The sequence below is a fragment of the Quadrisphaera sp. KR29 genome, from assembly GCF_052644995.1.
The window spans coordinates 92,457-111,014 of the sequence record NZ_JBQXXG010000006.1 but is presented as its reverse complement, the minus strand read 5'-3'; the positions used below and the strand labels follow the sequence as shown (position 1 = coordinate 111,014).

Sequence of the window (18,558 nt, the reverse complement as noted above, 5' to 3'; positions counted from 1 at the left end):
CCGCAGGGCCGGCCACCGGGTGCGGGTCTTCTGCATGATCACCCCTCCATCGGTGAGGCCGGGGGGTGTGGACGAACGCCGGAGGGCGTCGGTGGCGCTGCGTAGGGTTGCCCGGTGCCCACGCCACCCCGAGCCGCGGAGCCCGCCGACCTCCTCGAGGCCGCCGTCCAGGCCCTGGGCGGGGCGCCGCGGGAGGGCCAGCAGCAGATGGTCGCCGCCGTCGCCCAGGCGGTGCGCTCGGGCAGGCACCTGCTCGTGCAGGCCGGCACCGGCACCGGCAAGTCGCTGGGCTACCTCGTGCCGCTGGCGGCGCACGCTGCCGAGACGGGGACGCCGGGCGTGGTCTCCACCGCCACCCTCGCGCTGCAGGCGCAGGTGGTCGACAGGGACCTGCCCCGGCTGAGCGAGGCCCTGCGCCCGCTGCTCGGGCGGGAGCTCACGTGGCAGACCGTCAAGGGCCGCGCCCACTACGTGTGCCGCCAGAAGCTGCTCGGCGGCTTCCCCGAGGACGAGCCCGAGGCCCTGCCCGGCATGGAGCTGGTGGGCGGCGCCGAGCGCGCCACCGACCGCCGCGCCCCGTCCTCGCCGACGGCCACCAGCCAGCTCGGCCGGGAGGTCGCGCGCCTGCACCGCTGGGCGCAGGACACCGAGACCGGCGACCGCGACGAGCTGGTGCCCGGCGTCTCCGAGCGCGCCTGGCGGCAGGTCTCCGTCAGCTCGCGCGAGTGCCTGGGCGCCACGCGCTGCCCGGTGGCCGAGGAGTGCCACGTCGAGCTGGCGCGGGCCCGGGCCAAGGAGGTCGACGTCGTCGTCACCAACCACGCGCTGCTGGCCATCGACGCCGTCGAGGACGTGCAGCTGCTGCCCGAGCACGACGTCGTCGTCATCGACGAGGCCCACGAGCTGGTCGACAGGGTCACCTCCGTGGCCACGGGCTCGCTGTCGGCCTCCGCGGTGGCGCAGGCGGCCACCACCGCCCGCCGCCAGGGCGGCCTCGACCCGACGTCGGCCGAGCGGCTGCGCGTCGCCTCCGACGACCTCGGCGCCGTCCTGGAGGAGGCCCCCGTCGGCCGCTTCCCCCGCGGCCTGCCCGAGGGCGTGCGGCTGGCCGTGGCGGGCGTGCGCGACGCCGCCCGCGAGGCCCTCTCGGGCCTCAAGGGCGAGGGCGGGCAGGGCGCCAAGGACGACGACGGCGAGGCGGCGGCCGGCAAGCAGGTCGCCCGCGCCGCGCTGAGCGAGGTCTTCGACGTGGCCGAGCGGCTGGTGGAGGTGGGCCCCGCGGGAGACGCTCCGGGAGAGGACGTCGCGTGGCTCGAGGCCCCCGGTGCGTGGCGGCGCGACGAGGAGCCCCGTCCCCGCGTGCTGCACGTGGCGCCGCTGTCCGTGGCGATGACGCTGCGCGAGCACCTCTTCGGCGGCTCCACGGTGGTGCTGACCTCGGCGACGCTCACCCCCGGCGGCAGCTTCGACGCCGCCGCGGGCGCGCTCGGCCTGCAGGGCGCCGGGGCGCCGCAGTGGACCGCCCTCGACGTCGGCAGCCCCTTCGACCACGCCCGGCAGGGCATCCTCTACGTCGCCAAGCACCTGCCCCAGCCCGGCCGCGAGGGCCCGGCCCCCGAGGTGCTGGAGGAGGTCGAGCAGCTGGTGGTCGCCGCCGGCGGCCGCGCGCTGGGGCTGTTCTCCTCCCGCCGCGCCGCCGAGGCCGCCGCCGAGGCCCTCGGCGACCGGCTCGCCCAGCACGGCATCTCCGTGCTCTGCCAGGGCGACGACACCGTGCCCAACCTCGTGCGCGAGTTCGCCGAGGACCCCCGCACCTGCCTGTTCGGCACGCTGACCCTGTGGCAGGGCGTCGACGTGCCGGGCCCGTCCTGCCAGCTGGTGGTCCTGGACAGGATCCCCTTCCCCCGCCCCGACGACCCGCTCGCCTCCGCCCGCGCCGAGGCCGCCGACAGGGCGGGCGGCAACGGCTTCATGGCCGTCTCGGCCACCCACGCCGCCCTGCTGCTCGCCCAGGGCGCCGGGCGGCTGCTGCGCAGCACCTCCGACCGGGGCGTGGTGGCGCTGCTGGACCCGCGCCTGGCCACCAAGCGGTACGGGTCCTTCCTGCGGGCGAGCCTGCCGCCGCTGTGGCCGACCACCGACAGGGAGGTCGTGCTGGGGGCGCTGCGCCGCCTCGACGCCGCAGCCAGTGATCAAGAGGCGAAGGTCACCGAGCCTGCCTAGCGTCGCGGCATGAGCGAGCAGACCACCGTCCAGGACGCCACGGCCACCGCCGTGGCCGGCAGCGTCAAGACCTCCGACGGGGTGCTGGAGGCCCAGACCCAGCTCGCGGGCGAGGCCGCCGGTGACCGCACCACCCCCGAGCACCTCATGGCCGCGGCCACCGCCGCGTGCCTGCAGCAGTCGATCGGCATCGCCGCCTCCACGCAGGACGTCGACGCCAGCGGCGCGCAGGTCACCGCGCACGTCGTCCTCACCACGGCCGAGGAAGCGGGCTACACCTCGCACATCACGCTCGAGGTCAGCGGTCTCGCCGACGACGTCGCCGAGCGCGTGCTCGAGCAGGCCCAGCAGATCTGCCCCTTCACCAAGGCCCTGGCCGGCTCCGACCTCACCGTGAAGCTGGCCGCCTGAGCCGCGCTGGCAGACTCGCGGGCGTGGCGCAGCAGCAGGGTCCGGGGCCGGACTGGGACCTCGTCGTCGTCGGTGCCGGGCCCGCCGGCTCCGCCGCGGCGCTGGGAGCCCTGCACCAGCGCCCCGGCGCCCGGGTGCTGCTGCTCGACAGGGCCGACTTCCCCCGCGACAAGGTCTGCGGGGACGGGGTCGCCCCCCACGCCCTCGACGTGCTCGAGACCGTCGGCGTCACCGGCCTGCTCGACGACTGGCCGGTGGCGCCGCGGCTGCGGATCTCCGTGGTCGGGGCGCCCGGTGTGCCCGTGGTCGAGGAGGCGATGACCCGCCCGGCGCAGGTGGTCCCGCGCGCCGAGCTCGACGCCCGCCTCGTGCGCGCCGCCGCCGAGCGCGGCGCGGTGCTGCGGCGCGGGCGCGTGCGCGACGTGCTGCAGGACGGCGGCGGCGCCGGCGTCGTGCTCTCCGACGGCGAGGTGGTGCGCGCCCGCGTGGTGGTGGGCGCCGACGGCGCCCACTCCGAGGTGCGCCGGGCCCTGGGACCGGCGGCCGTGCCGCCGCAGCGGCGGGGGACGACGGCGATCGCCGTGCGCGCGTACGCCCCGGTGCGCCCCGAGCACGACGGCGTGCAGGTGCTGGCCTTCTCCCAGGACACCGACAGGCCCAGCTACGCGTGGTCGTTCCCCGTGGGCGACGGACGCGCCAACGTGGGGTTCGGGCAGCTGGTCGGCTCGCGCTCCTCGGCGGGGGCCGCACCCACGCGGGCGCGGCTGCTGGAGCGCCTGGAGGAGCTGCTGCCCGGCACGGCGGAGGGCGCCGAGCAGGTCGCCGGGCACCCGCTGCCGCTCTCGACGGGGCGCAGCTCGGTGTGGTCCGTGGGGAGCGTGCTGCTGGTCGGCGACGCCGCGAGCCTGGTCAACCCGGTCACGGGGGAGGGCATCTACTACGCCGTGCTGTCGGGGGTCCTGGCCGGCCGCGCCGCGGTGGGGGGCAGGCCCTACGCCGAGGCGCTGCGGGCCGCCCTCGGCAGCCACCTGCGCCACACCGACCTGGCGGCGCGCCTGGTGCGCAGCGACACCCTGCTGCACGCGGCGCTGCGCGCCTCCGCCCGCGACGCCGGCGTCTTCGACGACGTCGCCGACATCGGCCTGGCGCGGGGCCGCCTGACCCCCCGCGTGCTGCGCGGGATGGGTCGAGCTCTGCTCGCGGGCTGACGCCGGCTCTGCTCGCGGGCTGACGCCGGCGCCGCCCGCCTGCTGATCGTCTCGCGCGCCGGCGCCACCTGCGCCACGGTGAGCGGCATGTCCACCCGCGACGACGCGGCAGGCCACCGCGGCACCCCGTCTGACCACGGCTCCGGCGCGTCCCGCGCGTCCGGCGCCACCGGCACGTCGGTCCTGGAGCCCTTCCGGGGCTCCCGGCTGTCGGTCCCCGAGGTGCGGGAGATGCCGCGACCGCCGTCGCGGTGGCTCCCGCTCATCGGCCCGGGCATCATCGCGGCGGGCGTGGGCCTGTCCAGCGGCGAGTTCGTGCTGTTCCCCTTCATCGCCTCCCAGGTGGGGCTGGTGTTCGTGTGGGCCGCGCTGGTGGGCGTGGTCACCCAGTACTTCGTGACGATGGAGATCGAGCGGTACGCCCTGGCGACGGGGGAGACCGCGGTCACCGGCTTCAGCCGGTTCTGGCCGCACTGGGGCCTGGTCTTCGCGATCCTCACCTACGGCGCCAACCTGTGGCCGGGGTGGGCCACCAGCTCCGCCACGCTGATCAGCTTCCTGACCGGCGGCACCCCGCGCTTCATCGCGATCGGCCTGCTGGTGGCCATCGGCCTCATCCTCACCCTCGCCCCGGTGGTCTACGTGGCGCTGGAGAAGATCCAGATGGTCAAGGTGGCCGCGGTGCTGCTGCTCCTGGTCGTCGGGGCCTTCGCCGCCATCACCGCCACGGCGTGGCGCGACGTGCCGACCATCGTCACCGAGGCCCGCTTCCCCGCGGCCGAGCTCGGCTTCGCCACCCTCTTCGGCGCCATGATCTTCGCCGGCGCCGGCGGGGGGCAGAACCTCGTGCAGTCCAACTGGATCCGCGACAAGGGCTTCGGGATGGGCCACTACGTGCCGCGCCTGCAGAGCCCGGTCACCGGCGAGCCCGAGGCGGTGCCCAGCACGGGCTACGTCTTCAGGACCGAGGGGCCCGAGGGCGAGGAGAACCTGCGGCGCTGGCGCGGCTGGTGGCGCTTCGCCAACGTCGAGCAGCTGAGCACCTTCGTGGCCATCACCGTGGTCTCCATCTTCTTCACCTCGCTGCTGGCCTACTCCACCGTCTTCGGGCTGGAGGACCTGCCGAACGACATCCAGTTCGTCAGGGTCGAGGGCGAGCAGCTGGCCGAGGCGGTGGGCACCTGGTTCGGCGTCTTCTTCTGGATCATCGGGGCGTTCTCGCTGTTCGGGGCCGCGCTGGGCATCACCGACTACACCAGCCGGATGGCCGCCGACGTGCTCAAGACCAGCTACCTCAAGACCGCTGACGAGAGCCGCATCTACTTCTGGCTCACCTGGGGCCTGGTGGTCATCGGCTGCACGGTGCTGCTGGTCGGCTTCGACCAGCCCATCGCCCTGGTGGTCGTCTCCGCCACCGTCGGCGGGCTCATGATGACCATCTACTCGGCGCTGCTCATCGCCACCAACCGCAAGCTGCTGCCGGCGCCCCTGCGCGTCAAGGGCGTGCGGCTGGTGCTGCTCGTGCTGGCGATCCTCATCTACGGCACGGCGACCGTGCTGACGATCGGCCAGCAGGTCAGGAACCTCACGGGCGGCTGAGCCGCCCGGTGCGGGTCACAGGGAGCGCAGCACCGTCACGACGCGGCCCAGGACGGTGGCGTCGGTGCCGTCGATGGGGGAGTAGGCGGCGTTGCGCGGCATGAGCCAGACCCGTCCGTCACGGCGCTGCAGCACCTTCACCGTCGCCTCGCCGTCGATCATGGCGGCGACCACCTCGCCGTTCTCGGCGACGGGCTGGCGGCGGACCACGACGTAGTCGCCGTCGCAGATGGCCGCCTCGACCATGGAGTCACCGACCACCCGCAGCGTGAACAGCTCCCCCTCGCCCACCAGCTGGCGGGGCAGGGCGAAGACGTCCTCGACCTCCTGCTCGGCCAGCACGGGAGCGCCGGCGGCGATGCGCCCGACCAGCGGGACGAGGGCGGTCTCCTCGCTCTCGGGCGCCGCCTCGGCCAGGGCCGGGGTGCGCGCGACGTCGACCACCTCGATGGCCCGCGGGCGGTTGGGGTCGCGCCGCAGGTAGCCCTTGCGCTCGAGGGTGACCAGCTGGTGGGCGACGCTGCTGGGGCTGTGCAGCCCGACGACCTTGCCGATCTCCCGCATGCTCGGCGGGTAGCCCCGGCTGGCGACGGAGTCGCGGATGGTGTCCAGGACGGCGCGCTGGCGGCTGGTCAGGTCGTCAGCGCGGCTGGGGGAGCCCTTGCGGGCGGTCGTCGCCACGGACGCAGCGTAGTGGATCGGTGACGCCGCATCAAACACGCGTTCGACGCGCGGTGCGCCGCGGCGGACCCGGCGGCGGCGGACCTCGTAGTGTGCCGTCGTGCTGCCCCAGGAGACGCCGCCGCTGTCGCGGGTCGAGGTCAACGGCCTCAACGTCATCGACGAGTCCGAGCGGCGGGGCAGGCCCTCGAGCCTGTTCTGGCCGTGGTTCGCGGCCAACGTCTCGGTCTTCGGGATCAGCTACGGCGCCTTCGTGCTGGGCTTCGGGGTCAGCTGGTGGCAGGCGCTGCTCGCCGGCGTCGTCGGCGTCGTCGCCTCCTTCCTGCTGTGCGGCCTCGTGGCCCTCGGCGGCACCCGGGCCTCCGCGCCGACCATGGTCGTCTCGCGCGCCGCCTTCGGGGTGCGCGGCAACCGGCTCCCGTCGGCGATCAGCTGGGTGCTCACCGTGGGCTGGGAGACGGTGCTCGTCTCCCTGGCCGCGCTGGCCACCGCGACCGTCTTCACCACCCTGGGCTGGGGCGGCGGCGCGGTGACCAAGGGCGTCGCCCTGCTCGTCGTCGTCCTGCTGGTGGTCGGCGCCGGCGTCCTCGGCTTCGAGGCGATCATGAAGCTGCAGACCGTCATCACCGTGGTCACCGGCGTCCTGACGGTCGTCTACCTCCTGCTGAGCACCGACCTGGTCGACTGGGGCGCCGTCACCGCCACGCCCAGCGGGTCGGCGCAGGCCCTCATCGGCGCGACGGTCTTCACCATGACCGGCTTCGGGCTCGGGTGGGTCAACGCCGCCGGCGACTACTCCCGCTACCTGCCGCGCCACTCCTCCCGCCCCGGGGTGGTGTGGTGGACCACCCTGGGCGGGGCCGCGGCCCCCGTGGTCCTGCTGTGCTTCGGGGTGCTGCTGGCGGCCTCCTCGGCGGACTTCTCCGCCGCGGTGGCCTCCGACCCCATCGGCGCCCTCGCCGCGGGGCTGCCCACGTGGTTCCTCGTGCCGTTCGCGGTGGTCGCCGTGCTGTCGCTGGTCGGCGGGGCGGTGCTGGACATCTACTCCTCCGGACTGGCGCTGCTGTCCCTGGGCCTGCCCGCCCCGCGCTGGGTGGCGGCCCTGGTGGACGGCGCCCTCATGGTCGCCGGCGCCGTCTGCGTCGTCTTCTTCTCCGCCGACTTCCTCACCCCCTTCCAGGCCTTCCTCATCACCCTGGGCGTGCCGATCGCGGCGTGGGCGGGCGCGGCGATCGCCGACCTGGTCCGCCGCTCGGGCGCCTACGACGACTCCGCCCTCTTCGACCCCGCGGGCCCCTACGGCTCGGTGCGCTGGGGCCCGGTGGCCCTGCTGGTGCTCGCCACGGCGGTCGGCTGGGGCCTGGTGGTCAACACCGGCGCCGGGTGGCTGGCCTGGCAGGGCTACCTGCTGGGGCCCCTGGGCCTGGGCGGGCGCGAGGGCGACTGGGCCTACGCCAACCTCGGGGTGCTGGTGGCGCTGGTGCTGGGCTTCCTCGGGCAGCTGCTGCTGACCCCGTCCACCCGCGGGGCGGGGGCGCTCACCCGCCGGTGACCCCGCCGGTCACCCCACCCGCGACCTCGCCGGTCACCTCGCCGGTGACCAGGGCCCGCAGCCGCGCCAGCGGCAGCTTGGGCGTGCGGTCCTCGGACAGGAGGCCGTTGGCCTCCTGCAGCGTGTCGGCCAGCTGCGTGTAGCACCAGCCGGCCAGGGCGCCGTTGGCCAGGCAGGCGTTGGCCGCGCCCAGCAGGTCGCCCAGGCGGCGGGCGAAGTCCTCGGCGTCGGCCGCGGTGGAGTACCCCCAGGTCGCGCCCTCCGGGCGCGAGCCGCCGTCCACGGGCGGGGTGAAGCGCACCCCGCCGAACTCGCTGAGCACCAGCGGCCGCTCGGCGTCGGGCAGCTCGCCGGTCCGTGCGCCGCCGGCCACCCGCAGGCGCCGCCCGTTGGCCGTCACCCGGGGCGACGGCGACGACGGCGCGGGCACGCCCACCAGCGCCGCCACGGCCTGCGGTGAGCCGTAGCGCGCCAGCAGGTCCGCCCCCGTGTCGGTGTAGTCGTGCACGGTCCACAGGTCGGAGTCGGTGTGCTCCCACCCGTCGTTGCTGATGACCGGCCGCGTCGGGTCCAGGGCCCGGGTGAGCGCGGCCAGCGCCGTCGCGTACGCCCTCTCGCCGGGCTGCACGGCGACGTCCTGCACGCCCCAGCTCTCGTTGAGCGGCACCCACGCCACCACGCTGGGGTGGCTGGCGTCGCGGCGGACCACCTCCAGCCACTCCGCGGTGAGCAGGGAGACCGCCCGGGCGGTGTGGGCGTAGGCGTTGGCGGTCTCGGCCCACACGGTGATGCCGAGCCTGTCGCACCAGTGCAGGAAGCGCGGGTCCTCCACCTTCTGGTGGACGCGCACCGAGTCGAAGCCGAGGTCGGCGACCAGCTGGGCCTCCCGGCGCAGCCTGTCGGCGCTGGCCGCGAGGTGGGTGTCGGGCCACCAGCCCTGGTCGAGCACGGACCGCAGCTGCCGGGGGGTCCCGTTGAGCAGCAGCTGCCCGGCGCCGACGGACACCGAGCGCAGCCCCAGGTAGCTGGCCACGGCGTCCAGCTGCTCGCCGGGGGAGCCGGGCGGGCCGGCCAGCAGCCGCACCTGGGCGTCCACGAGGTGGGGCTGCTCGGGGTGCCACAGCAGCGCCTCGCGCTCCTGGCCGTGCCGCAGCAGCGGCACCGCGAGGCAGGCCTCGACCAGGGGCCCGCCGCGCTCGTCCGGGCCGGGGACGGCGACCACGGCCTCGGCGAGCACCCGCTCGCCGTCGTCGTCGCCGTCGGGGGAGCCGAGGGCCAGGCGCACGGCCAGGGACACGGGCCCAGGCGGCAGCGAGGACAGCTCGGCGACCAGGTGGACCACCGCCCCCGGCACGTCGGCGCGCCAGGTGAGGTGCTCGATGCTCACCGCGGGGACGACCTCGGCCCACACCGTCTGCCAGATGCCGGAGGTGCGGCGGTACCAGATGGCGTGGGGGGCGTCGTGCCAGTCCTGCTTGCCCCGCGGCAGCTCCGGGTCGCGGGCGTCGTCGACGGCGCGGACCACCAGCACGTGCTCGCGGTCCAGCAGGTCCGAGGCGGCGGGGTCGAGGAGCTCGGTGACGTCGGCGGAGAACGGCGTCTGCCCGCCGGTGTGCTCGGCCACGAGGTGGCCGTCGAACCACACCCGCGCGGCGTGGTCGACAGCGCCGAAGCGCAGCACCAGGCGGGAGCCGCCGGCGAGGTCCTCCGCGCCGGCGACGTCGCGCAGGCGCAGCCCGCGGCGGTACCACAGCTCAGCGAACGGGCCCTGCTCGCCGACGCCGGAGGCCTCGCTCTCCGGGGGGTAGGGGACGACGACGTCGCGCTCGAAGCCCGTGCGGTCGGCCAGGTCCGTCCTGCGCCACAGGCCTCGCGGGGCGGGGGCGCCGGCGGGCACCAGGCCCAGCTGCCAGGTGCCCGACAGGTCCGTCCAGCGCTCGCGCAGCAGCTGGGGGCGGGGGTGCTCGCCGCTCTGCGTGCTGGCCCGGGGGAGGTGCGCCGTCGTCGCCACGCCGCGGAGTGTGCCACGCCGCGCCGCGCGACGGACGCCGACGTTTCCATCGTTGCAAAGGGGGCCCTCGACCATGCAGACTCCGACCACGCACGACGAGGAGGTCGACGATGAGGACGACGCTGCCCGAGCAGCACCCCAGCCGCCGGAAGGTGCTGGCCGGGGGACTGGCGGGTCTGGGGGCCCTGGGCGTGACCGGCGGTCTGGCGGGCTGCGGCTCACCGCTGGCGGCCGGCGTGGCCGGCGCCCCGCTCAACCCCGACTCGGTGACGTTCTGGAACCTGTTCGGGGGCGGCGACGGCGCCCGGCTCCAGACGATGCTGGACGAGTACCGCAGGCAGCAGGGCTCGCAGGAGTCCCTGACCGCCGCCACCTTCGCCTGGGGCAACCCCTACTACACCAAGGTCGTGCTGGCGACGCTGGGCAACAAGCCGCCGGACGTCGCCGTCGCGCACGCCACCCGGGCGACCATCCTGGCCCAGGCCGGCCTGCTCGAGCCGATCACCGAGGACCTGCTGGGGCTGGCCGGCCTGTCGAGCTCCTCCTTCACCCCGTCGGTGTGGGAGGCCGGGAAGGTCGGCGACAGCTACTACACGATCCCCCTGGACACCCACCCCTACGTGCTGTTCTTCAACGCCGACGTCTGCGGGCAGGCGGGGCTGCTCGACGGGGACGGCAAGCTGGCGCCGATCCAGGGCAGGGAGGCCTTCGAGGCCGCGCTGACCGCCATCTCGCAGGTCACCGGGGGAGCCGCCTGGTCGGCCTCCAACGTCGGTGACACCTCCGGATCCTGGCGCCTGTTCCAGACCCTGTACTGGCAGATGGACGGCGCCACCGACTTCCTCGGCGACGACGGGCAGCAGCTCACCGTCAACGAGGAGCTGGCGCTGGAGACGATGGGCTACATCGGCGACCTCGCCGCACGCGGCCTGCTCACCCCGACGGTCGACTACGCCGGCGCCAGCACGCTGCTGTACACCGGCAAGGTCGGCTTCCAGACCCAGGGCGAGTGGGAGATCACCACCGCCCAGGGCATCGAGGGCCTGACGTTCGGCATGGTGCCGATCCCGCAGGTCTTCGACGCGCCGGCCGCCCAGGCCGACAGCCACACGTTCATCATCCCGCGCATGGAGCGCACCGACGCGCAGCGCGAGCTGGCCATGGGCTTCATCAAGTCGCTGCTGGACCAGTCCCTCACCTGGGCCGAGGGCGGCCACGTGCCGGCCCTGAGGGCCACGCTGGAGTCTCCCGAGTACCAGGCGCTGGAGCCCCAGGCGGACTACGCCGCGGCCGCCGAGATCGCCAAGTACGACCCGCCGGGCTGGTACTCCGGCTCCGGCTCCACCTTCGAGACGATCGTCGGTGCGCAGATCGGCCTCGTGCAGCAGCAGCTGGCGAGCCCGCAGCAGGCCCTGGACGCCATCAAGGAGCAGCTGCGCACCTACCTCGACACCCCGAGCCCCGTGCTCGGCTCGTGAGCCACGACCCGAGCAGCCACCGAGCAGACCTCGAGGGGACCCCCAGATGACCACCCTGACCACTCCGCCCCCGAGCTCGTCGGCCGCGCTGCGCCCCGACGGCTCACCCGACACCGGCACCAAGGTCAAGACCCAGGACGCCCGCGCGGGCTGGCTCTTCCTGGCGCCGTTCGCGTTCTTCTACGTGCTCTTCCTCATCGTCCCGACGATCTACATGATCGTCGCGAGCTTCTTCAACACCTCGCTGGTGCGGCCGGGGCTGGGCAGCTTCGCCGGCTTCGCCAACTACGCCGAGATGTTCGGCCGCGCCGACTTCTGGTCGGCCATGTGGCACACCCTGCAGTTCACCCTCTACACGACCCCGCCGCTGGTCGTGCTGTCCTTCGTCTTCGCGGTGCTGGCCAACCGGCTCAAGCGCGGCCAGTGGTTCTACCGGCTGGCCTTCTTCCTGCCCTTCGTGCTGCCCTCGGCCACCATCAGCCTCATCTGGGTCTTCATCTTCACGCCGGCGACAGGGCTGTGGCCGACCGTGCAGGGCTGGCTCGGCATGGACCCGACGGCCGTGCTGGCCGACCCGAAGTGGGCGATGGTCGGCATCGCCGTCGCCACGATCTGGTGGACCATCGGCTTCAACTTCGTGCTGTACCTCGCGGGCCTGCAGGAGATCCCCCGCGAGCTGTACGAGGCGGCCGCCGTGGACGGCGCCACGCCCTGGCAGCAGATCCGCTCCATCACGCTGCCGCTGCTCAGCCGCACCACCACGCTGGTGGTGCTCCTGCAGATCATCGCCTCGCTGAAGATCTTCGACCAGGTCTACCTCATGACCTCCGGCGGCCCCGGCATCTCCACGCAGGTGGCCCTGACGCAGATCGCGGCCATCGGCTTCACCGACAACCGCATCGGCGCCGCGTCGGCGTTCTCGGTGCTGCTCTTCATCGTCATCGTCGTGATCGCCCTCCTCCGCCAGCTGCTCGAGCGCAACCAGGACAGGAGCGCCTGACATGTCCTCCACCACCACGCGCCGCAACGGCGTCTCCGCCGCCGCCCCCGCGGCCCGGGTGCCGCACGAGAAGGCCAAGGACTCCAGCCGGGCCTTCAACATCGGAGCGGCGATCGTCCTGACGGTCTTCGCCGTGCTGTGGCTCATCCCGAGCCTGTTCGCGCTGAAGACCTCCCTCGGGAGCAACTCCACCGCGGCGCTCGGCGCCCCGGGCGTCCTGAGCGACTACAGCATCACCTTCGGCAGCTACATCGCGCTGTTCCAGGCCGGGGACATCTGGAACTGGTACCTGTCCAGCTTCATCACGGCGACGGTCGCCACCGTGCTGACGGTGGTCTTCGCCTCCATGGGCGGCTACGCCCTGTCGCGGCTGCGCTTCCCCGGCCGCAACTGGGTCTTCCTGCTCATGATCCTGGGGATCATGGTCCCGGCGCAGGTCCTCGTGGTGCCGACGTTCCAGATGCTCGACGCCGCGGGGCTCCTCAACACCTACTGGGCGGTGATCTTCCCGCAGGTGCCCGCGGTGATCGCGCTGTTCGTCTTCAAGCAGTTCTTCGACGGGCTGCCCAAGGAGCTGGAGGAGGCCGCCCGCATCGACGGCGCCGGGTACTGGCGCATCTACCGCCAGGTGATCATGCCGCTGAGCGGGCCGGTCATCGCCGCCATGGCGATCGTGACCTTCGTCGGGGTGTGGAACAACCTCATCCTGCCGCTGTTCGTGGTCTCCAACCCCGAGCTCATGACCATCCCCGTCGGCCTGGCGACGGTGCAGGGCTCCTTCGGGCAGCGCTTCGCCGACATCCAGGCCTCGGCCGTCCTCGGCGCGCTGCCCCTGGTCATCCTATACATGATCTTCCAGCGGCGGATCATCGAGGGGGTGGCGGGCACCGGCCTGAAGGGCTGACCCGCAGCACAGCACCGCCACAGCACCCGGTCGGGGGCAGCGCACGCCAGCGCTGCTCCGACCGGGTGCTCTGCTGTGCGGACTCCTGAGGGATAGGTCACTCAGCGTCAAGTTGCGGGCACTCTGGGTGACGCCTCGGGGGGAGGCCGGCCAGCGCCGCTGGTCGTCGCGACCCGACGTCCGACCCGCCACCGCCTGGTGGCCCGTCCCCGCCGGAGGCCACCGTGCCCGACCTTCGCCGCCGCCCCGCCCGCTACGCCACCGCCGCCGTGCTCGTCACGGCCCTCGCGGCGGGCAGCTGGAGCCACCTCGACGTCAGGCTCGGCCCGGACGCCGCGCTCAGCGCCGCCCTGGCCGCCGCGGCCACGAGCGCCACCCAGCTCCAGGAGGCCCAGCAGGCCCTGGAGCAGGCCCGCGGCGGTGGCGGCGCCGACGGCTCCGGCGGGTCCGGCGCGCCCGCCCGCGCCGACCGCGCAGGAGGCGCGGGCGGCGAGGACGGCGCGGGCGACGGCGCAGGCGCCGCGGACGGCCCCGCCACGGCCGCGCCGGCCGCCGCCTCCGGGGCCGCGCAGGGGACCGGCCCCGTGGTCGCCGTGCCGGCGCTCGCGCCGGCGCGGGTGGACACCTGCCTGACCTTCCCCGACCAGGAGTCCGCCCAGGCGGCCTTCGAGCGCGACCGCACCCGCCTGCGGGTGCTCGACGGCGACGGGGACGGCAGGGCCTGCGAGCAGCTGCGCTCAGCCCGGCAGGCGCCCGTGGCGGTGCCCTCGGAGAAGCCCGACCCCGTCCGCCGCGGCGGCAGCGGCTCCAGCGCCAGCGGCTCCGGCGCCAGCAGCCCCGGCGGCGCAGCGGCCCGGCCCACCACCGCCCCGAGCGCCCGACCCGGCGCCACCCCGAGCGCCACCCCGAGCGCCCGCCCCAGCGCCTCCCCGACGGCGCGGCCCACCACCACCCCGTCCACGGCCCCCACCGGGCGGCCCACGGCGGGACCGCCGGCGGTCCGCTGCGACGGCTTCCCCGACCAGGAGAGCGCCCAGGCCGCCTTCGACGCCGACCGGGCGGGCCTGGCCCACCTGGACGGTGACGGCGACGGCAAGGCCTGCGAGCAGCTGCGCAGCCGCGTGACCCCCACCGTGCGGATCACCCCGCCGGTGTCCACGCCGCGCTGGCCCACCGCCCCCACCAAGGCCGACATCGTCACCTCCGGCCGCTTCTTCGGCCTCAGCACCGCCACCTCCCAGGAGGCGCTGGCGCTGGAGGCCCGCCTGCAGCGCCAGGCGACCATCACCAGCACCTACCAGGGGTGGGACACCGACTTCCAGCCCCAGCGGGTGGTGGAGGCCTGGCGCGCCGGCACCCTGCCGATGATCACGTGGGAGTCGCGGCCCCTGGAGACGCCCGACACCGGCGCCGTCGACTACGCCCTGCGCACCATCTCCGCCGGCGCCTTCGACGACTACCTCACCCGCTGGGCGCAGGACCTGCGCGCCACCGGGCTGCCCGTCGCCATCCGCTTCGACCACGAGATGAACGGCGACTGGTACCGCTGGTCGACGGCCACGGGCGGCACCAGCAGCGCCAACACCGCCCGCAACACCCCTGCCGAGTACGTCGCCGCCTGGCGGCACGTCCACGACGTCTTCGAGGCCGCCGGCGCGAACTCCCTGGTGGTCTGGGTGTGGTCGCCCAACCGCATCGACAACATCAGCAGCGCCCGATTCCCCGCCATCAGCACGCTCTACCCCGGCGCCGGCTACGTCGACTGGGTCGGCATGACCGGCTACTACCGGCCCGAGGACGTCGGCAGGCAGCCCCTGACCTTCGAGGCCACCTACCAGCGCACCCTCACCCAGCTGCGCCTGGTGGCCCCCGGCACGCCGATCCTCATCTCCGAGGTCGGGGCCACCGAGACGGGGAGGAACAAGCCGGCCTGGGTGAGCGCCTTCTTCACCGGCCTCGCCCAGCAGAGCGACGTCGTCGGGTTCGTGTGGTTCCAGTACGCCATCAGCCAGGACGGCGCGACCAACGACTGGCGCCTGGACTCCACCGCCGCCGCGTTCTCCGCGTTCTCCACGGGCCTGACCGCGTCCCAGTACGGGCTGGAGATCGGCAAGAGCTTCCGCCTGCAGCCGGTCGGCGCCACGGCACCGGCCCCCACGCCGACCCCCACGCCGACGAGCCCGCCGACCACCACGCCGACGACCACGCCGACGACGACCACGCCGACGACGACGAGCCCGCCGACCACCACCACCACGACGCCGCCGACGACGCCGCCGACCACGACGACGCCGACCGCGCAGGCCTCCACCCCCACGACGCCGACGGCGCGCCCGTCCTCCACGGCAGCGCCCACGCCCACCACGGGAGCGACCCGATGAGCACCGCCACCACCTCCGCGCCGGCGGCCTGGGTCGAGCCCCTCTCGGGCAGCGCCCTCGTGCGGGCCCGCACCGCGCTGCCCGAGCCGCCCACCGACGCCGAGAAGCACGCCTACATGGGACGCCAGCACCGCTGGCTGCTCGGCGTGCAGGCCAGCGCCATGCTCCTCGTGGTGTGCTCGGTCTCCCAGTTCGCGCTGTCGGACTGGCGCCTGCTGCCCTTCCTGCTGCCGGCGGCGCTGTACGTGGTGACCGGGGCGGTCTCGCTGCTCAGCTCCACCCGCACCAAGCGCACCTCCCTGGCCGACCACCTGGAGCGGGTGGCCCGCTACAGCCCCGCGGTCTGGCCCAGCGTCGACGTCTTCCTGCCCACCGCCGGTGAGCCCCTGGACGTGCTGGACAACACCTACCGCCACGTCGCCCGCCTCGACTGGCCCGGCCGCGTGGTCGCCTGGGTGCTCGACGACGCCGACCGCCCCGAGGTCCGCGACCTCGCCGCACGCCACGGCTTCGCCTACCGGGTGCGCCCGAACCGGGGGCACCTCAAGAAGGCGGGCAACCTGCTGTTCGGCTACCAGCAGTCCGACGGCGACCTCATCGCGATCTTCGACGCCGACTTCGTGCCGCGGCCCGACTACCTGCGCGAGCTGGTGCCCTACTTCCTCGACCCCACCACCGGCATCGTGCAGAGCCCGCAGTACTTCGACGCCGTGCGCGGCATGCCGTGGCTGCAGCGGACCGCCGGCGCCACGCAGGAGCTCTTCTACCGCTGGATCCAGCCGGCCCGCGACGCCTCCCGCGCCGCGATCTGCGTGGGCACCTGCGCCATCTACCGCCGCAGCGCGCTGCAGGCGGCCGGCGGCTTCGCCCAGATCGGCCACAGCGAGGACGTCCACACGGGCGTCAAGCTCATGAAGGCCGGGTACCAGCTGCGCTACGTGCCGGTCCTGGTGAGCAAGGGGCTGTGCCCGGACCAGCTGCTCGGCTTCCTCAACCAGCAGTACCGCTGGTGCACCGGCTCGATGTCGCTGCTGGCCGACCGCTCCTTCCACGCCAACCCGATCTTCACCTGGCGCCAGCGGATCTCCTTCTGGAGCGGCTTCCTCTACTACATCTCCACCGGCGTCAACATCTTCCTGGCGCCGGCGCCGGGCCTGGTGATGCTCTACGCCTTCCCCCACGAGATCCACCCCGGTAACACCGCGTGGCTGCTGGGGGCGGTGCTGCTGTGGTACTTCGTGCTGCCCACCGTGATGCACTGCTACTGGCGCATGGACGTGCTGCGGGTGCAGCAGCTGTACTCCTTCGCCCACGCCGTGGCGATCGTCCACGTGGTCACGCGGCGGACCAAGGAGTGGGTGGCCACCGGGTCGGCCAACCACAAGACGACCCCGCTGGCGGTGACCATCACCCGGGTCATGCGCGTGACGGTCGCGCTGACCCAGCTCAGCGTGTGGACCGGACTGGTGGCCGCCACGGTGCGCTACGGCCTGCACGAGACGTGGGCGGTCGTCTGCTTCGGCCTGCTCTCCTCCTACGTGCAACTGCCCATGCTCCTCATGCGCGCCCGACCCAGGGCCGCAGCCCCGGCACCGGCCCCCGCGGCCGCACCGGCACCGCTGCCCCCGCCGGTCGCGGCCCTGCAGCGCGCCGGCGGAGAGCGGGTCTTCGGCGCCCACCCGCCGCAGCACCACCTGCCGGCCCAGCGCACCGGGCGCCACCGCGCGGACGCACCCCTCGACGGCCCCGTGGCCAGCCCCGTCGTCAGCCCGGTGGCCAGCCCCGTGGCCAGCCCCGTCGTCAGCCCGGTGGCCAGCGCCGTCGCCAGCCCGGTGGCCAGCCCGGCGGACCTCACGGCCGAGCTGCCCACCCCGGCCCAGCTGGCCGCCGCGCAGTACGCCCGCGCCCGGGCCCTGCGGGCGGCCCGCCGCGCCGCTGAGCGGGCCGGGCAGGTGCCGGAGGCCGGCGCCCGGGCCGGCGCGGGCGCCGGCGCGGCTGCCGGCGAGGGGCTCAGCGCGGCACGGCGTTGAGCAGCGGCTCGCCGCTGCCCAGGCGGCGGACGTTCTCGGCGACGTCGGCCACCCGCGCCAGCAGCGTCTGGCGGGTCACCCCGGAGCTGTGCGGCGAGGCCACCACGTGCTCCAGGGAGCCCCAGTCGCGCCGCCCGGGGGCGCCGGTGACGGGCCCGGCGCTCGCGGCGCCCCCGGAGCCGCCGGCCGCCCCGCCGCCGGGGTAGCTCCACCACACGTCGAGCACCGCCCCGCCCAGGTGGCCGGAGGCGAGCGCCTCGAACAGCGCGTCCTCGTCCACCAGGGGGCCGCGCCCGACGTTGACGAGCACCGCGCCGGGCGGGGCCAGCGCCAGGCGGCGCGCGTCGAGCAGCCCCCTCGTCGCGGGCGTCAGCGGCGCCGACAGGACCAGCACGTCGGAGCCCTCCACCAGGCGGTCGAGCTGGTCGACCCCGGCGCCCCACGCGAGTCCCTCGGCGGCGGCGGCACCGGCGGCGGCGAGCCGCCCGCTGCCGGTGACGGCGGCGCCGACCGCGCCGAGCGCCGCGAACGGCGCCCAGCACGCCCGCCCGATCGCGCCGAACCCGACGAAGCCCACCCGCGCGCCGTCCAGCCCGCTGGCCAGCGGCACCGCGGGGTCGAAGGTGGAGGAGGCCCACTGCCCGCGCTGGCGCAGCGCCTCGTCCTGCTCGCGCAGCCGCCGCCGCAGGACGACGACGCCGGCCAGCACGTGCTCGGCGATGCTGCGCTCGTGGTGGCCGGTGTTGGCCAGCAGCACCCCCGCCGGCAGGGCGGCGGTGTCGATGGCGTCCAGGCCGGCGGCCGGGCACTGCAGCAGCCGCAGCCCGCCACTGAGCGGGGCCAGGGAGGCGGTGTAGCGGCTGGCCACGAGCACCTCGGCGCCGGGCAGGTCCCGCGCCACGGCAGCGGCGTCGAAGCGGGGGTGCCACGCGACCTGCGCGCCCGGCGCGACGGCCTCCACGGCGGCCTGGAGCTCCGCGGCCACGGCCGGCAGGTTCGGGTCGATGACGACGATGCGCACCCGCCCATCGTGGCGGCCCGCTGCCGCGGGGCCGCCGGGCGGTCCCGTCGGTCCCGTCG

13 protein-coding genes are annotated in these 18,558 nt (G+C 74.9%); 10 read left to right on the top strand and 3 right to left on the bottom strand.

What is annotated here, in order from left to right; translation table 11 throughout:
• The first annotated feature begins 114 nt into the window (after window positions 1-114).
• The 4 genes from ACUN9U_RS07395 to ACUN9U_RS07380 all read left to right on the top strand — a co-directional run bounded on the left by ACUN9U_RS07395 (window position 115) and on the right by ACUN9U_RS07380 (window position 5,441).
• Window positions 115-2,223 (top strand): ATP-dependent DNA helicase, encoded by a 2,109-nt coding sequence (locus tag ACUN9U_RS07395; protein WP_445484294.1) that lies wholly within the window; start codon window positions 115-117, stop codon window positions 2,221-2,223.
• Window positions 2,224-2,232: 9 nt separating this feature from the next.
• On the top strand, window positions 2,233-2,634 hold the full coding sequence (locus ACUN9U_RS07390; protein WP_445484293.1) for an OsmC family protein: 402 nt from the start codon (window positions 2,233-2,235) through the stop codon (window positions 2,632-2,634).
• A 23-nt stretch (window positions 2,635-2,657) separates the two neighbouring features.
• Window positions 2,658-3,842: an NAD(P)/FAD-dependent oxidoreductase gene (locus ACUN9U_RS07385; RefSeq protein ID WP_445484292.1), complete on the top strand. Its 1,185-nt coding sequence runs from the start codon at window positions 2,658-2,660 to the stop codon at window positions 3,840-3,842.
• Between the two features lie 87 nt (window positions 3,843-3,929).
• Window positions 3,930-5,441 (top strand): Nramp family divalent metal transporter, encoded by a 1,512-nt coding sequence (locus ACUN9U_RS07380; protein ID WP_445484291.1) that lies wholly within the window; start codon window positions 3,930-3,932, stop codon window positions 5,439-5,441.
• Between the two features lie 15 nt (window positions 5,442-5,456).
• On the opposite strand, the gene lexA is transcribed toward ACUN9U_RS07380, so the two are convergent.
• Window positions 5,457-6,266 carry a transcriptional repressor LexA gene (gene lexA / locus ACUN9U_RS07375; RefSeq protein WP_445484290.1) on the bottom strand — a complete coding sequence of 270 codons (810 nt, stop codon included), beginning with the start codon at window positions 6,264-6,266 and terminating at the stop codon, window positions 5,457-5,459.
• Between lexA and ACUN9U_RS07370 the strand changes: the two genes are divergently transcribed.
• On the top strand, window positions 6,223-7,674 hold the full coding sequence (locus ACUN9U_RS07370) for a purine-cytosine permease family protein (RefSeq protein WP_445484289.1): 1,452 nt from the start codon (window positions 6,223-6,225) through the stop codon (window positions 7,672-7,674). The genes lexA and ACUN9U_RS07370 overlap by 44 nt on opposite strands.
• Here ACUN9U_RS07370 and ACUN9U_RS07365 read toward each other — a convergent pair.
• Window positions 7,661-9,685 (bottom strand): glycoside hydrolase family 2 protein, encoded by a 2,025-nt coding sequence (locus ACUN9U_RS07365; protein ID WP_445484288.1) that lies wholly within the window; start codon window positions 9,683-9,685, stop codon window positions 7,661-7,663. The genes ACUN9U_RS07370 and ACUN9U_RS07365 overlap by 14 nt on opposite strands.
• Before the next feature lie 110 nt (window positions 9,686-9,795).
• Between ACUN9U_RS07365 and ACUN9U_RS07360 the strand changes: the two genes are divergently transcribed.
• The 5 genes from ACUN9U_RS07360 to ACUN9U_RS07340 all read left to right on the top strand — a co-directional run bounded on the left by ACUN9U_RS07360 (window position 9,796) and on the right by ACUN9U_RS07340 (window position 17,478).
• Window positions 9,796-11,163: an extracellular solute-binding protein gene (locus ACUN9U_RS07360; RefSeq protein ID WP_445484287.1), complete on the top strand. Its 1,368-nt coding sequence runs from the start codon at window positions 9,796-9,798 to the stop codon at window positions 11,161-11,163.
• 46 nt (window positions 11,164-11,209) lie between these two features.
• On the top strand, window positions 11,210-12,163 hold the full coding sequence (locus ACUN9U_RS07355) for a carbohydrate ABC transporter permease (protein ID WP_445484286.1): 954 nt from the start codon (window positions 11,210-11,212) through the stop codon (window positions 12,161-12,163).
• Window position 12,164: 1 nt separating this feature from the next.
• A complete protein-coding gene (locus ACUN9U_RS07350) occupies window positions 12,165-13,067 on the top strand; it encodes a carbohydrate ABC transporter permease (protein WP_445484285.1) in 903 nt (300 codons plus the stop codon).
• Window positions 13,068-13,291: 224 nt separating this feature from the next.
• Window positions 13,292-15,448 (top strand): glycosyl hydrolase, encoded by a 2,157-nt coding sequence (locus ACUN9U_RS07345; RefSeq protein ID WP_445484284.1) that lies wholly within the window; start codon window positions 13,292-13,294, stop codon window positions 15,446-15,448.
• Window positions 15,445-17,478 (top strand): glycosyltransferase family 2 protein, encoded by a 2,034-nt coding sequence (locus tag ACUN9U_RS07340; RefSeq protein WP_445484283.1) that lies wholly within the window; start codon window positions 15,445-15,447, stop codon window positions 17,476-17,478. The genes ACUN9U_RS07345 and ACUN9U_RS07340 overlap by 4 nt, the downstream gene beginning before the upstream one ends.
• On the opposite strand, the gene ACUN9U_RS07335 is transcribed toward ACUN9U_RS07340, so the two are convergent.
• The gene (locus tag ACUN9U_RS07335) at window positions 17,459-18,499 is read right to left on the bottom strand and encodes an NAD(P)-dependent oxidoreductase (RefSeq protein ID WP_445484282.1); all 1,041 of its coding nucleotides are present in this window, start codon (window positions 18,497-18,499) and stop codon (window positions 17,459-17,461) included. The two genes, ACUN9U_RS07340 and ACUN9U_RS07335, sit on opposite strands and share 20 nt — an antisense overlap.
• Between the last annotated feature and the right edge of the window lie 59 nt (window positions 18,500-18,558).

Bases quoted from the DNA above. Each gene is read 5' to 3' on its own strand.
- ACUN9U_RS07390 (WP_445484293.1), top strand. From the start codon at position 2,233: ATGAGCGAGCAGACCACCGTCCAGGACGCCACGGCCACCGCCGTGGCC.
- ACUN9U_RS07380 (WP_445484291.1), top strand. From the start codon at position 3,930: ATGTCCACCCGCGACGACGCGGCAGGCCACCGCGGCACCCCGTCTGAC.
- ACUN9U_RS07360 (WP_445484287.1), top strand. From the start codon at position 9,796: ATGAGGACGACGCTGCCCGAGCAGCACCCCAGCCGCCGGAAGGTGCTG.
- ACUN9U_RS07355 (WP_445484286.1), top strand. From the start codon at position 11,210: ATGACCACCCTGACCACTCCGCCCCCGAGCTCGTCGGCCGCGCTGCGC.
- ACUN9U_RS07350 (WP_445484285.1), top strand. From the start codon at position 12,165: ATGTCCTCCACCACCACGCGCCGCAACGGCGTCTCCGCCGCCGCCCCC.
- ACUN9U_RS07340 (WP_445484283.1), top strand. From the start codon at position 15,445: ATGAGCACCGCCACCACCTCCGCGCCGGCGGCCTGGGTCGAGCCCCTC.